Origin of the sequence: Phreatobacter sp. (assembly GCF_052440005.1) — a bacterium.
In the GTDB taxonomy this organism is placed as follows: Bacteria; Pseudomonadota; Alphaproteobacteria; order Rhizobiales; family Phreatobacteraceae; genus Phreatobacter.
The window spans coordinates 1-13,441 of sequence record NZ_JBQVQL010000108.1 but is presented as its reverse complement, the minus strand read 5'-3'; the positions used below and the strand labels follow the sequence as shown (position 1 = coordinate 13,441).

Annotated in this window: 14 protein-coding genes and 1 pseudogene; 8 read left to right on the top strand and 7 right to left on the bottom strand. The window is 69.2% G+C overall.

Annotated elements, in window-relative coordinates; genetic code table 11:
* The 3 genes from ACT6XY_RS19955 to ACT6XY_RS19945 all read right to left on the bottom strand — a co-directional run.
* The coding region (locus ACT6XY_RS19955; RefSeq protein ID WP_444750052.1) for a BatA domain-containing protein at positions 1 to 709 on the bottom strand (709 nt) is incomplete at its 3' end.
* Entirely contained in the window at positions 709 to 1,590 is an 882-nt protein-coding gene (locus ACT6XY_RS19950) for a DUF58 domain-containing protein (RefSeq protein ID WP_444750054.1), read from the bottom strand. The genes ACT6XY_RS19955 and ACT6XY_RS19950, both read right to left, overlap by 1 nt.
* A 60-nt stretch (positions 1,591 to 1,650) precedes the next feature.
* On the bottom strand, positions 1,651 to 2,652 hold the full coding sequence (locus tag ACT6XY_RS19945) for an AAA family ATPase (RefSeq protein ID WP_444750051.1): 1,002 nt from the start codon (positions 2,650 to 2,652) through the stop codon (positions 1,651 to 1,653).
* A 161-nt stretch (positions 2,653 to 2,813) separates the two neighbouring features.
* Here ACT6XY_RS19945 and ACT6XY_RS19940 point away from each other — a divergent pair, with 161 nt between their 5' ends.
* From ACT6XY_RS19940 to ACT6XY_RS19905, 8 genes and pseudogenes are all read left to right on the top strand, one after another.
* A complete protein-coding gene (locus ACT6XY_RS19940; protein WP_444750050.1) occupies positions 2,814 to 3,392 on the top strand; it encodes a DUF1285 domain-containing protein in 579 nt (192 codons plus the stop codon).
* Positions 3,393 to 3,397: 5 nt separating this feature from the next.
* Complete coding sequence (locus ACT6XY_RS19935) at positions 3,398 to 4,045, top strand: CoA pyrophosphatase (RefSeq protein ID WP_444750053.1); 648 nt, start codon at positions 3,398 to 3,400, stop codon at positions 4,043 to 4,045.
* Positions 4,042 to 4,323 carry a DUF6111 family protein gene (locus tag ACT6XY_RS19930; protein ID WP_444750049.1) on the top strand — a complete coding sequence of 94 codons (282 nt, stop codon included), beginning with the start codon at positions 4,042 to 4,044 and terminating at the stop codon, positions 4,321 to 4,323. Before ACT6XY_RS19935 ends, ACT6XY_RS19930 begins: the two co-directional genes overlap by 4 nt.
* Positions 4,320 to 5,594 (top strand): CCA tRNA nucleotidyltransferase, encoded by a 1,275-nt coding sequence (locus ACT6XY_RS19925; RefSeq protein WP_444750048.1) that lies wholly within the window; start codon positions 4,320 to 4,322, stop codon positions 5,592 to 5,594. Before ACT6XY_RS19930 ends, ACT6XY_RS19925 begins: the two co-directional genes overlap by 4 nt.
* A gap of 107 nt (positions 5,595 to 5,701) precedes the next feature.
* Positions 5,702 to 7,177, top strand: a pseudogene (locus tag ACT6XY_RS19920) (diguanylate cyclase domain-containing protein); the annotation flags it as partial.
* Between the two features lie 124 nt (positions 7,178 to 7,301).
* Positions 7,302 to 8,015: an EAL domain-containing protein gene (locus tag ACT6XY_RS19915; RefSeq protein WP_444750047.1), complete on the top strand. Its 714-nt coding sequence runs from the start codon at positions 7,302 to 7,304 to the stop codon at positions 8,013 to 8,015.
* A 403-nt stretch (positions 8,016 to 8,418) separates the two neighbouring features.
* Positions 8,419 to 9,132 (top strand): N-acyl amino acid synthase FeeM domain-containing protein, encoded by a 714-nt coding sequence (locus tag ACT6XY_RS19910; RefSeq protein ID WP_444750046.1) that lies wholly within the window; start codon positions 8,419 to 8,421, stop codon positions 9,130 to 9,132.
* Between the two features lie 19 nt (positions 9,133 to 9,151).
* Complete coding sequence (locus tag ACT6XY_RS19905; protein ID WP_444750045.1) at positions 9,152 to 9,394, top strand: hypothetical protein; 243 nt, start codon at positions 9,152 to 9,154, stop codon at positions 9,392 to 9,394.
* A gap of 7 nt (positions 9,395 to 9,401) precedes the next feature.
* On the opposite strand, the gene ACT6XY_RS19900 is transcribed toward ACT6XY_RS19905, so the two are convergent.
* From ACT6XY_RS19900 to ACT6XY_RS19885, 4 genes are all read right to left on the bottom strand, one after another.
* Positions 9,402 to 9,635, bottom strand: coding sequence for a YodC family protein (locus ACT6XY_RS19900; RefSeq protein WP_444750044.1), 234 nt, complete (start codon positions 9,633 to 9,635; stop codon positions 9,402 to 9,404).
* Positions 9,636 to 9,729: 94 nt separating this feature from the next.
* Positions 9,730 to 10,902 (bottom strand): fumarylacetoacetate hydrolase family protein, encoded by a 1,173-nt coding sequence (locus tag ACT6XY_RS19895; RefSeq protein ID WP_444750043.1) that lies wholly within the window; start codon positions 10,900 to 10,902, stop codon positions 9,730 to 9,732.
* The gene (locus tag ACT6XY_RS19890) at positions 10,899 to 11,645 is read right to left on the bottom strand and encodes a glucose 1-dehydrogenase (RefSeq protein WP_444750042.1); all 747 of its coding nucleotides are present in this window, start codon (positions 11,643 to 11,645) and stop codon (positions 10,899 to 10,901) included. Before ACT6XY_RS19890 ends, ACT6XY_RS19895 begins: the two co-directional genes overlap by 4 nt.
* Before the next feature lie 44 nt (positions 11,646 to 11,689).
* The gene (locus ACT6XY_RS19885) at positions 11,690 to 13,171 is read right to left on the bottom strand and encodes an aldehyde dehydrogenase family protein (RefSeq protein ID WP_444750041.1); all 1,482 of its coding nucleotides are present in this window, start codon (positions 13,169 to 13,171) and stop codon (positions 11,690 to 11,692) included.
* Positions 13,172 to 13,441: the final 270 nt, after the last annotated feature.

The window sequence follows — 13,441 nt, the reverse complement described above, 5'->3', positions numbered from 1 at the left end:
TGAAGCCGCCGGCCGTGTTGGTGGCGCCGGTGAGGGCGAGCGGGGCCTGCGTGCCGCCCGAAAAGACGGTGACGCTGCGGCCGCGCACCAGCGGCGCGAGCTGGGCGATGAAGGTCTCGGCCCGGCCGGTGTCGGTGCCGTCGGTGAGCCAGACGATCTCCGCCTCGGGCTGGGCGCCGAGGAACTTCTGCAGCGCCGGCAGGATGGCGGCGCGGTCCGGGGTATGCGGCAGTGGCTCCATCGAGCGAAGCCGTTCGCGCACCGAGCTCGGCGTTTCCAGTGCGATGTCGATGACCGGGCGGGCGGTGGGGACGAGGGCGACGGCGCGTCCGGCGCTCTCGGCGGAGGCGACGATCTCGCCGGCCACGCGCTGGCGCTGCTCGAAGGAGGAGGCCGACGGCCAGCCGTCGTCCATCATCAGGAGAACGGGCCCGCGACCGCCGGATGTCGCCGCCGGGGGATTCCACAAGGGGCCGGCCATGGCGAGGATGATGATGGCGGCGAGCAGCAGCCGCAGCAGCGTCAGCCACCAGGGGCTGTTCGCCGGCGTCTCCTCCTTGGGCGCGATGTCCATGAGGATGCGCGTCGGGGGAAAGCGGACCCGGCGCGGGCGCGGCGGCACGAGCCTGAGCAGCCACCACAGCGCCGGCAGGGCAGCGAGGGCGAAGAGCACCAGGGGCGAGGCGAAGGCGAGGGGCAGGCCGAGCATCAGGCGCCCCCGATCCGAGGGCCGGCGTCGCGCGAGCCGGGTCCCATGCGCTGGTGCAAGGCGAGGATGGCGGTGGCCGGCGGCTGGTCGGTGCGGTGGATGCCGAAGCTCCAGCCGCGGCTGTCGCACTCCTGGCGCAGGGCGGCGCGATGCGCCGCGAGGCGCGCCACGTAGTCGTCCCGCCAGGTTTCGGCGCGGCCCGCGGTGATGGTCAGGCTGTCCTCCAGCTCCTCGAACTCGACCCGTCCCTTGTACGGGAAGGTCTCCTCGATCGGATCGTTGATCATCAGCACGTGGCCGCGGGACCCGGCGGAGGCGAGGCTCTTGATCTCGTCGCGGAAGGTGTCCACCGGCACGAGGCAGTCGGAGAGGATGACGACCTCGGACAGGCGCGAGACCGGCGCGCGCGGCGGCAGGCTGGCGGCGGCGAGGTCGGGCACGGCGAGAAGGGCATCGGCCATGCGGTCGATGATGGCACGGCTCGCCGTCGGACGGAGGATCCCGGGGATGCCGACGCGCTCGCCGCCGCGCACCATGATCTCGGCGAGGGCGAAGGCGAGGACGATGCAGCGGTCGCGCTTGGTCTCCCAGGCGAGCGGCGAGACGAACTGCATGGAGGCCGAGCAATCCGGCCAGATCCAGACAGTGTGGGCTGCCTCCCACTCGCGCTCGCGGACATAGAGGTGCTGGTCGCGGCCGGAGCGACGCCAGTCGATGCGGCTGGCCGGCTCGCCGCTGGCGAAGCGGCGGAACTGCCAGAAATTCTCGCCGGATCCGGCCCGGCGGCGGCCGTGGAGACCGTGCACGACGGTGGAGGCGACGCGCCGCGCCTCCAGCACCAGCCGCGGCAGGGCGGCCGCCAGCATCTCGCCGTCCCGCATCAGGCGGCCGGCGTGATCCTCGCGACTGTCCGTCCGGCCGAGGTCGAAGAGGGCCATGGATCAGCCGATCGGCTTGACCAGGGCGGCGATCGTCTTCTCCACCGTCAGCCCGTCGGCGCGGGCGGAGAAGGAGAGCGCCATACGGTGCTTGAGGACCGGCTCGGCGAGGGCCACCACGTCGTCGATGGAAGGGGCGAGGCGGCCGTCGAGCAGGGCGCGCGCCCTGACCGCCAGCATCAGCGCCTGCGAGGCGCGGGGACCGGGACCCCAGGCGATGGCGCCCGAGAGTTCGCCCTTGGCGGCGCCGGGGCGGGCGGAGCGGACGAGCTGGAGGATGGCCTCAACGACCGATTCGCCGGCCGGCAGGCGGCGCACCAGGCGCTGCGCGGCCATCAGGTCCTCGGCGGTGAGAGCCTGCTTGGGGCGCGATTCCTCGGAACCCGTGGTGTCGAACAGGATCTTCCGCTCCGCCTCGATGTCGGGATAGTCGACGTCGATCTGCATGAGGAAGCGGTCGAGCTGCGCCTCGGGGAGGGGGTAGGTGCCCTCCTGCTCCAGCGGGTTCTGGGTGGCGAGGACGTGGAAGGGCCGGGGCAGTTCGTAGGTCTCGCCGGCGACCGTCACGTGGTGCTCCTGCATGGACTGCAGCAGGGCCGACTGGGTGCGCGGCGAGGCGCGGTTGATTTCGTCCGCCATCAGGAGCTGGGCGAACACCGGGCCCTTCACGAAGCGGAAGGCACGGCGGCCGCCGGCCGCCTCTTCCAGCACCTCGGAACCGAGGATGTCGGAGGGCATGAGGTCGGGCGTGAACTGGATGCGCCGGGCGTCGAGGCCGAGCACTGTGCCCATGGTCTCGACCAGCTTGGTCTTGGCGAGGCCGGGCAGGCCGACGAGGAGCGCGTGTCCGCCGGAAAGGACGGTGATGAGGGCGCGGTCGATGACCGATTGCTGGCCGAAGATGACCGTGGAGATATTGCCGCGCGCCGTACGCACCTGAGCGGCGGTTGTTTCCGCGGCGCGGACGATGGCGTCTTCCATGCGTTCGGCGGTCTCGGCGGTCATGGTCACTCCCTTCGAGGCTGCGTTTTCGTCGCAGTGCATCATGGCCCATGCGTTGCGACGGGGATAGTCGAGACTTACGTTCGTCACAGGCTTCGAGCGAAACTCGGGCCTTTTTGAGAAGTCTTTCACTCAATCGTGAGGTGCAGAGGGTGACGACCGCCATGACCCCGCCGGCCGGGCTCGACGCCATCGCCGCCCAGGTGAAACGGGGTGGCGGGGGGGCACCTGTCCACCTGTGGAACCCGCCCTATTGCGGCGACCTCGACATCCGGATCGCGGCGGACGGCACCTGGCACTACATGAAGTCGCCGATTGGCCGGATGCCGCTCGTGAAGCTGTTTTCCTCCGTTCTGAAGCGGGAAGAGGGGCGATTTTTCCTCGTCACGCCCGTGGAGAAAATCGGCATCATCGTCGACGACGCGCCGTTCACTGCCGTGGAGATGCGGGCCGAGGGCGAGGGGCGGGAGCGGCGCCTCGCCTTCCGCACCCAGGTCGACGACTGGATCGAGGTGGGCGAGGAGCACCCGCTCCGCTTCGAGAAGGAAACCGGAACCGAGGGAGTCAAGCCCTACCTGCACGTGCGGCGCGACCTCTGGGCGCTGGTCTCGCGCGCCCTCTTTCACGATCTCGCGAGCCTCGGCGAGGTTGCCGCGCACGAGGGGCGGGACTGGTTCGGAGTCTTCATTGCGGGGCGCTTCTATCCCATGGTGGAAGCGACCGAGATCGAGGGCCTGACGTGATTCCCCTGTCGTCCGACGAATTCAGCACCGTGGTGACCCGGCGGCTGTCGCTCACCGTGCCCTCCGTGCGGCAGGACCTGTTCGGCGGGCTCGGCAACGGGCCCGACCTCGGCGATCACACGGTGAACGAGGGGCGTCCGGCGCGGCCGGCGGCCGTGCTGGTGCCGGTGGTGGCGCGCCCGGTACCGACCATCCTTCTCACCCAGCGCTCCAGCGACATGCCGGACCATTCCGGCCAGATCGCCTTTCCCGGTGGCAAGATCGAACCGGGCGATGCGACCCCCCTCGACGCGGCCCTGCGCGAGGCGGAGGAGGAGGTGGGGCTGTCGCGCACCCACGTGCGCCCTCTCGGCTACCTGCTGCCCTTCCACTCGCGAACGGGCTTTCTCATCACGCCGGTGGTGGGGCTCGTCTCGCCACCTTTCGAATTGACGCTCAACCCGCGCGAGGTGACGGACGCCTTCGAGGTGCCGCTCGCCTTCCTGATGGACCCGCGCAACCACCACAAGAAGTCCCGCGACTTCAACGGCCAGACCCGGCACTTCTACGCCATGCCTTTCGAGGACCGTTACATCTGGGGCATCACCGCCGGCATCCTGCGCAACCTCTGGGAACGGCTGAGCGAGGACGCTTCGGTGGGGGAGGGCGCATGAGGATCGTTCTCAACCTGGCGCTCTTCATCCTGCCCTTCGCGCTCTACGTTGGCTGGCTGCACCTGAAGGAGAAGAGCCCCTTTCTCAAGGAGCACTGGGACCGCCAGCCGGTGATCTGGCTCGGCCTCTTCGGCATCGTGCTGGGGGGCGGCTACTTTCTCTACCACCTCGCCTACCAGGTGCGGGATCCCAACGTGATCTACCGCCCCGCCCGGGTGGAGAACGGGGTCTATCATCCCGCCCAGATGGAGCGGCGCAGCGACCCGGCACCGCGATGACAGCGCTTCCCGCTCCTCCGGACTGGCTCGCCGCGGGCGCCGTGCCGCGGCTCGTCGGGGTGATCGGGGTCGAGGGCGACACGGTTCGGGCCGTCGGCGGCGCGGTGCGGAACTGGCTGGTCGGACTGCCGCCGGGCGACGTCGACCTCGCCACCACGGCCGAGCCCGGCGTCGTCGCGGCGCGGGCGAGCCGCGCCGGGTTCAAGGTGGTGCCGACCGGCATCGACCACGGAACCGTCACGGTGGTGGCCGAGGGGATCGGCTACGAGGTGACGACGCTGCGCGAGGACATCGCGACGGATGGACGCAGGGCTGTCGTGCGTTTCGGCCGCGACTGGCAGGCGGATGCGGCGCGGCGGGACTTCACGATCAACGCCATGAGCCTCTCGGCGGAGGGTGAGCTCTTCGACTATTTCGGCGGCCGCGACGACCTCGCGGCGGGGAGGGTGCGGTTCATCGGCGATGCGCTGGCGCGCGTGCGCGAGGACCGCCTGCGCATCCTCCGCCTGTTCCGTTTCCACGCCACCTACGCGCGCGGGGAGATCGACCGCGACGCCCTCGCAGCCTCTATCGCCGAGCGGGAGGGGCTTGCCGACCTCTCGCGCGAGCGCCTGCGCGCGGAGATCACGAAGCTCGTCGTCGCCCCGCGCGCGGGCGCGACGTGCCAGGCCATGGCCGATTGCGGCCTCCTCGGGCGGGTGGTCGGGGGCGTGACCACGTCGGCCGGCATCGACCGGCTCGCGGCGGTCGAAAAGGCCCTCGCCATCGCCCCCGACCCCGTACAGCGCCTGGCTTTGCTGGCGGTGCTGACGCGCGAGGATGCGCTGCGCCTGCGCGAGCGTCTCGCCCTCTCCAACGCCGAATTCCGCCGCCTCGACGGCATCGGCCACGGCTGGCGCATCGACCCCGAGGCGGGGACTGCCGCCGCCAAGCGGCTGCTCTATGCGGTGGGCCCGCGTGGTTTCCGCGACAGGGTGCTGGTCGGCTTCGCACGCTCCGGCGCTCCGGCGGACGACCCCGCCTGGCGCGATCTCGTCGGGTTGCCCGACCGCTGGGCGGCGCCGCATTTCCCTGTCTCCGGCGAGGAACTGCAAAGGCGGGGGCTCACTCCGGGACCTCGGATCGGCGCCGTCCTCGCCGACATCCGCGAGCGCTGGATGGCCGCCGATTTTCCCGTCGGGCGGGCCGCGGTGGGAGCGCTGGTCGATCAGGCGTTGGCGGAATGTGTAACGGGTGAGCAACGGCCGGAAGAGCGATCAGCGCGCGAGTAGAAGCAACCATCTCGCGCCAATTAATTGATGGGCAAGTTTTTTTTGGTTGATTCGATCGGTAAGCCCATCCTCCCGGATGAGGCTCCCCGGTTGGTACTTCTGTCGATATGACGCGCGTGCAGGGCAAGTCATCGAGCGACATGATGCGCGAGCTGCCCGTCGAAATTTATGTTTCGATGGTCGACTCGCTGTATGAGGACGTGCGTTCGCTGCTGCTCGGCATCGTCGCCGCCCTCGCTGGTACGGCCTATACCGCCTACCTGACCGGCCATCCCGTTCTCGTCGCCTTTCCCTTCGCCATCATCCTCATCGGGGCAATCCGCACCCTGCGCATGATGGCCTACCGTCGCGTGCGCAAGGACGTCGAGACCTACGAACAGGCGCTGCGGTGGGAGCGTGAGTATACGCTCGGTGCCAACCTGCTGGTCTTCACCATCGGCCTGTGGTGCTTCGCGACCTTCAACCTGACCCAGTCCATGGCGGCGCATCTCTTCTGCGTCTCGGTCGCGCTGTCCTACATGGTGGGCGTCACCGGCCGGAACTTCGCCAACGGCCCCTTCGTCGACAACCAGATCGCCCTGCTCTGCGCGCCGCTGGTGCTGGGCATGGTGATGACGGGCGTCTGGGACTATCTGGTGCTCGCCTGCTTCGCGGTGCCCTTCTTCGGCAGCGTGCGCAGCATCGCCCGGCGCCTGCGCGACATCCTGCTCAACGCCATCATCGCCAAGCGCGACGTGTCGCTGCTGGCCGCCCGGTTCGACACCGCCCTCAACAACATGCCGCACGGCCTCGCCATGTTCGACGCCGAGGGCCGGCTGGTGGTGGTCAACCGCCGCTGGGCGCAGATCCTGCCGCTCGATCCCGACAGCCTGACGCCGGGCGCGCAGGCAGGAGCCATCGTCGGCGCCTATGTCGAGCTCGGCATCCTCAGCGAGCGTGACGGGGGCCGGGTCCTCGATGCCGTGGCCCGCCGCGTCCACGGCCTCGACCGCGAGCAGTTCGAGCTGCAGGCCAACGGCTGCAACGTCGACCTGACCTTCCAGCCGATGGAGACCGGCGGCCTCGTGGTCGCCATCGAGGACATCACCGAGAAGCGTCGCACCGAGGCGCGGATTGCCCACATGGCGCGCCACGATGCGCTCACCGGCCTGCCGAACCGCTCGCTGTTCCAGGAACGGCTGGAAGCGGCGCTCGCCATGACCGGCGAGGACGACATGCTCGCCGTCCTCTTCGTCGATCTCGACCATTTCCAGCAAGTCAACGACACGCTCGGCCATACCGTGGGCGACGCGGTGCTGGTGGAGGTCGCCGACCGTCTGCGCTTCGCCGTCGGCGAGAACGACGTCGTCGCCCGTTTCGGCGCGGACGAGTTCGTCGTCCTGCAGAGCGGCAGCCGCACGGTCAACGACGTCACGAGCCTCGCTGCACGCATCATCGACACCATCGCCGACATCTCCCATATCGACGACAAGCCGATCGCGACGGGTGCCTCCGTCGGTATCGCGCTCGCGCCCCGCGACGGCCGCGACCCCGACCAGCTGCTGAAGAGCGCCGACATGGCGCTCAGCCGCGCCAAGGCCGGCGGACGCGGCATCCTTCACTTCTACGAAGAGGAAATGGATCGCCAGGCCCAGGCGCGGCGGGCGATCGAGATGGACCTGCGCAAGGCCATCCAGAACGAGGAACTTGGCGGTCTATTTCCGGCCGATGCTCAATCTGAAGTCGCTGACCATCACCACCTGCGAGGCGCTGGTGCGCTGGCCGCATCCGGTGCGCGGAATGATCTCGCCGGCCGACTTCATCCCGGTGGCCGAGGAAACAGGCCTCGTCATCGAGCTGGGCCGGCAGGTCATGCGGAAGGCGGCGCAGGCCTGCGTCGCCTGGCCCGACAAGGTCCGCGTCTCGGTCAACCTCTCCTCGGTCCAGTTCGAGCGCGACGACGTGGTGGCGCTGGTCGCCGAGACCCTGAGGGCGACGGGCCTCGAGCCCGACCGGCTCGAACTCGAAATCACCGAGACCCTGCTCCTGAAGGACTCCGCCGCCGTTCTCGACAGCCTCAACCGGCTGCGCGCCATGGGCGTCCGCCTGGCGCTGGACGACTTCGGCACCGGCTATTCCAGCCTCAGCTACCTGCACAAGTTCCCGCTCGACAAGGTGAAGATCGACCGCTCCTTCGTGCGCAGCGTCACCACTGACCGAAAGGCCGCCAAGCTCTTGCGCGGCGTCACCCGTCTGGGCTCGGAACTCGGCCTCTCCGTGGTCGTCGAGGGCGTCGAAACGCTCGAACAGCTGAAGCTGATCGACGCGCCCGGCGTCGTCAGCGAGGTCCAGGGATTCATCCTCAGCCCGGCCATTCCGGACGAACAGCTGAGGGCTCTGATGAGCCGCTCGGGTAAGGACCTGCTCGCCCGCGCCGCCTGAACGCCGTTATACTGACGTTACGTCATCTATACTCGCAGGAATGACTGCGCAGCGCGTGTGCGGCCCTTGGGCGGGCGTTTGTCGGCGAGCCGGCTGCCTGTCGCAGGCCCGGCGGCGAAACAGACCCGCAAACAGCCCATAAAACCCCGAAAACCTTTCGAACAGGCGCGGTTCGGCCTGAGCGACGGATTGACGCCCGCCGCACGGGGCGAGCGCACCTTACGTTACGGCAGAGTAAAAGCGGCGCCGGGATGGCGGTATCATAATAACGTTTGGTGTATTTAATTGTGTTTCGACACGCGCGTTAACGATGATTTAACCAAACGCTTCCCACCCGTTAAAAAAGCATTAACATCATCCTCACGGTAGCGGCGAATTCAGCGCGTCTCGTGAGGCATGGCATATGACAACGGTGAATGCTGAAGGCTCGTTCTCACGCAACGTCGCCGACCTGGTCGCGCGGGTGACCTACAGGCGCATCGAGACGGAAGAGGATCGCCGGGCGGTCTATCGTCTTCGCTACGACTGCTATCTCAGGGAAGGGGCCATCGCCGAAAACGAGACCGGCCTGTTCGAGGACGACCTCGACCACACGTCGAACGTCTCCATCTTCGGTCTCTATCTCGACGGTCAGCTGGCGAGCTCGATCCGCGTTCACGTCGCGACTCCGGAGCAGCCGATCGCACCGGCCCTCGGCGTCTTCGGGGACATTCTCGGTGCACGGATCGCCGCCGGCGAAACGATCGTGGATCCCACCCGCTTCGTGGTCGACCACGAATTCTCGCGGCTCCATCCCGGCCTGCCCTATGCGACGGTGCGCATGGGCATGCTCGCCTCCGAGCATGCCGACGCCGACTATGCGCTGGCCACGGTCAGGACTGAGCACCGGGCTTTCTACCGCCGTCTGTTGTTCATGGAACCGGTCGGCGAGGCGCGCTACTATCCGAACCTGAAGAACCCCATCAACCTCATGGGCGTGTCGTTTCCGCTGATGCGGCAGAGCGTCTACAAGCGTTATCCGTTCATGGCGTCGACGTGGGAGGAGCAGGAGCGCCTGTTCGGACCGCGCAGGAACCAGGGCAAGATGGCGGTGGCCGGAGCGGCGGCCGCAGCCTGATACCCGAGAGGCGAGGGCCATGAGATCCGGCGGCCGCAAACCCTTCGACGCATTCCGCCGGGCGCCGGGGTCGGGGGGGCGCGAGTCCGACGGCTGGAAGCGCGAGACCTTCGTGCTGCCGCGCGACGCGGCCCGCATCAAGGCGCGGGAAATCCTCGACCGGTTTCCCCGCGCCGCCTATCTGACCGAGGTCGAGTTCTGGCGCGAACTGGACGACGGACGCATCGAGTTCACGATGCGCCGCCTGCCGACCTCGGACTGAGGATCCTTCAGGCCGCAGCCTCTTCCTCGTCCTTCTCGCCGTCGTCGCCGTCCTCGTCGTCCTCGCCCTCTTCGTCCTCGAGGTCGGGGGCCTGGAGAGCGACCAGCGGAATGGCCTCGCGGAAGAGGTCGCCCTCCTCGCCGAGCCAGATGCAGGTGGCCTCGTCGTCGCCGATCGCGGTGACGGTCAGCGGCTGGCCGCCGGACTTCAGGGTAACGATGTCGCCGGGTGTGAACGTCATGGGGTGCCTCCTGTGGTGCAGGCAAACCCTAGCGGGGCTCCGTGACGGGCCCATCACAGCGAGACCGGCGAGGGGGTCTCCCTCGCCGTCCGGGTCAGGCGCGCCGCCGCGACAGGCTCGCCATCAGGCTGCGGATGCCCTCCGTCCAGGGCGGGCATTCCGTCGAGAGGCGCACGCGGTTGGTCAGGCTGCCGAGGCTGTCGCTGGCGATGGTGACGATATCGCCGAGCTTGTGGGTGAAGCCCTTTCCGGCCTCGCCGCGGTCCTTGATCGGGGCGAAGAGCGTGCCGCAATAGAGCACGAGCCCGTCTGGATACTGGTGGTGCGGACCGATGGCCTGGCGGGCCAGGTCCTCGACATCGCGCGAGATTGCCGCCATGTCGCTGCGCCCGTCGAGCACGAAGCCGTCCTCGCCGGTGACGGTGAGGGCGATCTTCATGCTCCGCACGTCGCCGATGCCGAAGGTCCCGTCGAACAGGCGGACGAAGGGGCCGAGGGAGGCGGAGGCGTTGTTGTCCTTGGCTTTGCCGAGGAGCAGGGCCGAGCGACCCTCGACGTCGCGCAGGTTGACGTCGTTACCGAGGGTGGCCCCGACGATGCGTCCGGCCGAGGAGATGACGAGCACCACCTCGGGCTCGGGGTTGTTCCAGGTCGAGATGGGGTGAATGCCGACGTCCGCCCCGGTGCCGACGGAGGAGAGGACCGGCGCCTTGGTGAAGATCTCGGCGTCGGGACCGATGCCGACCTCGAGATATTGCGACCAGAGGCCGCGTTCCTGCAGGTGCTTCTTGAGAGCCGCGGCCTCCGGTGAGCCCGGCTTCAGGCCCTTCAGCTCGCCACCGATGATGGCGCCGATCTCCTCGCGGATGGCGGCGGCCCGCTCCGGCACGCCCTTGGCCTGCTCCTCGATGACGCGCTCCACCATGGAGATGGCGAAGGTGACGCCCGCCGCCTTCACCGCCTGGAGGTCGACGGGGGAGAGGAAGAAGGGCTTCGACGCGTCGCGACCCTCGGGCGGCGTGTTGGCGAGGAGGGCGTCGAGATCGCCGATGCGCTCGCCCTCGCTCGCCGCCACGGCCTTGGCCGGATCGGCGGTGTCGAAGAGGTCGGCCGTGGTCGGGAAGGCGCTCGTGACGTCGAAGACGCCGCCAGCGCGAATGGCGGCCACCGAGGGGCCGAGGCCGGGCCTGAAGGCGCGGCCCACCAGGGTGCCCGCCGTGCCGTCGGCGGGCAGCGTCGTGGCGGCGGAGAGGGCGATGGCGGTCATATGCAGCGTCCTCCATCGACTTCCAGCACGACGCCGGTGAGGAAGTTGCCGGGATCGGCGGCGAGGAACAGTGCCGCGTCGGCAATGTCCTTGGGCGTCGACAGGCGGCCCATGGGGATGGAGGCGACGAACTTCTTGCGCATCTCCGGCGTGTCCTCGCCCATGAACGTGCCGAGGAGCGGCGTGTCACCGGCCACGGGCGCCAGGGCGCAGACGCGGATGCCGTCGGGCGCGAGCTCGACCGCCATGGACTTGGTGAGGAGGTTCACCGCGCCCTTCGAGGCGTTGTACCAGGCAAGGCCCGGGCGCGGCCGGATGCCGGCGGTGGAGCCGACATTGATGATGGCGCCGCCGCCCTGGCTGCGCATCGCGGGGACCACCGCGTGGGCGAAGTGAAAGATCGACTTCACATTGACGTCAAAGACGCGGTCGAAGGTCTCCTCGTCGACCTCCAGCATCGGCCGGTTGCGGTGGGAGGTGCCGGCGTTGTTGATCAGCACGTCGACCCGGCCGAAGCGCTCGATGGTCTTGGCGACGGCGCGCTGGACGTCCTTGGCCTTGGAGACGTCGCACTTCATGCCGAAGGCCTTGCGGCCGAAAGGCTTGGCCGCCGCCTTGGCGCCCTCCTCGTTGAGGTCGAGGACGACGACGCGCGCGCCCTCCTTGGCGAAGGTCTCGACGATGCCGAGACCGAAGCCCTGCGCGCCGCCGGTGACGATGGCGACCTTGTCCTTGAGACGCATGGTTTCCCCCTGATGCGTGGATGCTTGTGAGTTCAGACGGCCTTTCAGCCGTGGTTGATGACGACGGTCTTGGAGGCGGAGAATTCGTAGAGCGCCTCGAAGCCCTTCTCGCGGCCGTGGCCGGACTTCTTGACGCCGCCGAATGGCAGCTCGATGCCGCCGCCGGCGCCGTAGCCGTTGACGAAGACCTGACCGCAGCGCATGGCGCGGGCCACCCGCATGGACCGCTTGGCGTCGCGGCTCCAGACGCCGGCGACGAGGCCGAAATCGGTGCCGTTGGCGAGGCGGACGGCGTCCTCCTCGTCGTCGAAGGGGATCGCCGAGAGAACGGGGCCGAAGACCTCGTCGCAGGCGAGGCGGTTGGAGCGCGGCACCGGGCCGAACAGGGTCGGCGCGACGTAGTAGCCGTTCGGCGGCAGGTTCAGGGCGAGCTGGCCCTCGGCGAGCACCGGGATGCCGTCGGCGCGGGCGCGGGCGACGAAGTCCTCGACGCGCTTCCTCTGGCCCGGGGTGATCATCGGGCCGCAGTCGAGGTCCATGTCCCAGGCGCCGACGCGCACGGTGCGGAAACGCTCGGCGACGCGGCCGACGAGCTCGTCATAAGCCGCACGCTCGACCAGCATGCGGGACCCCGCCGAACAGGTCTGGCCGCCGTTCTGGACGATGGCGTTGACCAGGGTCGGCACCGCCGCGTCGAAATCGGCGTCCTTGAACACGACCTGGGGCGACTTGCCGCCGAGCTCGAGGGTGCAGCCGATGTGGTTCCTCGCCGCCGCGGACTGGATCAGCGTGCCGACCTCGGGCGAGCCGGTGAAGGAGATGAAGTCGATGCCGCGGTGGGAGGAGAGGGCGGCGCCCGCCTCCTCGCCGAGGCCGGTGACGAGGTTGAGGACGCCCGGCGGGAAGCCGACCTCGAGGGCGAGCTCGCAGATGCGGATGAGCGAGAGGCAGGCGTCCTCCGCCGGCTTCACCACGCAGGTGTTGCCGCAGGCGAGGGAGGCGGCGACCGAGCGGCCGAAGATCTGGGCCGGATAGTTCCACGGCACGATGTGGCCGGTGACGCCGTGGGGGTCCCGCACGACGGCGACCGTGTAGCCGTTGAGGAAGGGGATGGTCTCGCCGTGCACCTTGTCGGCGGCGGTGCCGTAGAACTCGAAATAGCGGGCCGCGGCGGTGATGTCGGCCTTGCCCTGGCGGGCCGGCTTGCCGGTGTCGATGCTCTCGAGGAAGGAGAGCTCGTCGTGGTTGGCGAGGATGGCCTCGCCGAGCTTGCAGAGAAGACGGCCGCGCTCGGTGGCGGTCATGCGTCCCCAGGGTCCCTCCTCGAAGGCCTTGCGGGCGGCGGCCACGGCCCGGTCGACATCCTCCGCACCGCTGCGCGGCATCTGCGTGAGGACCGCCCCGTCAGAGGGGCCGACGACGTCGAGCATCGCGCCGCCCAGCGCGGCGCTGCTCTTGCCGTCGACGACGTTGAGGTAGCTCGGCGCCACGGCGCGGGCGGCGGCGGGGATGGTCTCGGTGCTCATGCTCTCGGCCCTTCGTATGGTCGTCGGCCTCGGGCCGCGGCAAATCGGGCGCGCACGCTAGCCTCCCGCACCCCTCTTCCGGAAGGGGGGCACCGCATGGGAGCCCTTACGCAGGGCCGTCAGAAGCGGGCGGCGAACTGGGCGAGGCCGAGGACGCCGCCGATCCCGACGCCGATGCCGAGCAGGAAGAGGACGAAGGCGCCGAGGCCGGAGAAGCGGACGCCCTCGCGCGGAGACCCGGAAGGGGCCGCGGCCGGTGCCGGCGCGGGG

Bases quoted from the DNA above. Each gene is read 5' to 3' on its own strand.
- ACT6XY_RS19910 (WP_444750046.1), top strand. From the start codon at position 8,419: ATGACAACGGTGAATGCTGAAGGCTCGTTCTCACGCAACGTCGCCGAC.
- ACT6XY_RS19940 (WP_444750050.1), top strand. From the start codon at position 2,814: ATGACCCCGCCGGCCGGGCTCGACGCCATCGCCGCCCAGGTGAAACGG.
- ACT6XY_RS19885 (WP_444750041.1), bottom strand. From the start codon at position 13,171: ATGAGCACCGAGACCATCCCCGCCGCCGCCCGCGCCGTGGCGCCGAGC.
- ACT6XY_RS19890 (WP_444750042.1), bottom strand. From the start codon at position 11,645: ATGCGTCTCAAGGACAAGGTCGCCATCGTCACCGGCGGCGCGCAGGGC.
- ACT6XY_RS19900 (WP_444750044.1), bottom strand. From the start codon at position 9,635: ATGACGTTCACACCCGGCGACATCGTTACCCTGAAGTCCGGCGGCCAG.
- ACT6XY_RS19925 (WP_444750048.1), top strand. From the start codon at position 4,320: ATGACAGCGCTTCCCGCTCCTCCGGACTGGCTCGCCGCGGGCGCCGTG.
- ACT6XY_RS19915 (WP_444750047.1), top strand. From the start codon at position 7,302: ATGCTCAATCTGAAGTCGCTGACCATCACCACCTGCGAGGCGCTGGTG.
- ACT6XY_RS19895 (WP_444750043.1), bottom strand. From the start codon at position 10,902: ATGACCGCCATCGCCCTCTCCGCCGCCACGACGCTGCCCGCCGACGGC.
- ACT6XY_RS19945 (WP_444750051.1), bottom strand. From the start codon at position 2,652: ATGACCGCCGAGACCGCCGAACGCATGGAAGACGCCATCGTCCGCGCC.
- ACT6XY_RS19950 (WP_444750054.1), bottom strand. From the start codon at position 1,590: ATGCGGGACGGCGAGATGCTGGCGGCCGCCCTGCCGCGGCTGGTGCTG.
- ACT6XY_RS19930 (WP_444750049.1), top strand. From the start codon at position 4,042: ATGAGGATCGTTCTCAACCTGGCGCTCTTCATCCTGCCCTTCGCGCTC.
- ACT6XY_RS19905 (WP_444750045.1), top strand. From the start codon at position 9,152: ATGAGATCCGGCGGCCGCAAACCCTTCGACGCATTCCGCCGGGCGCCG.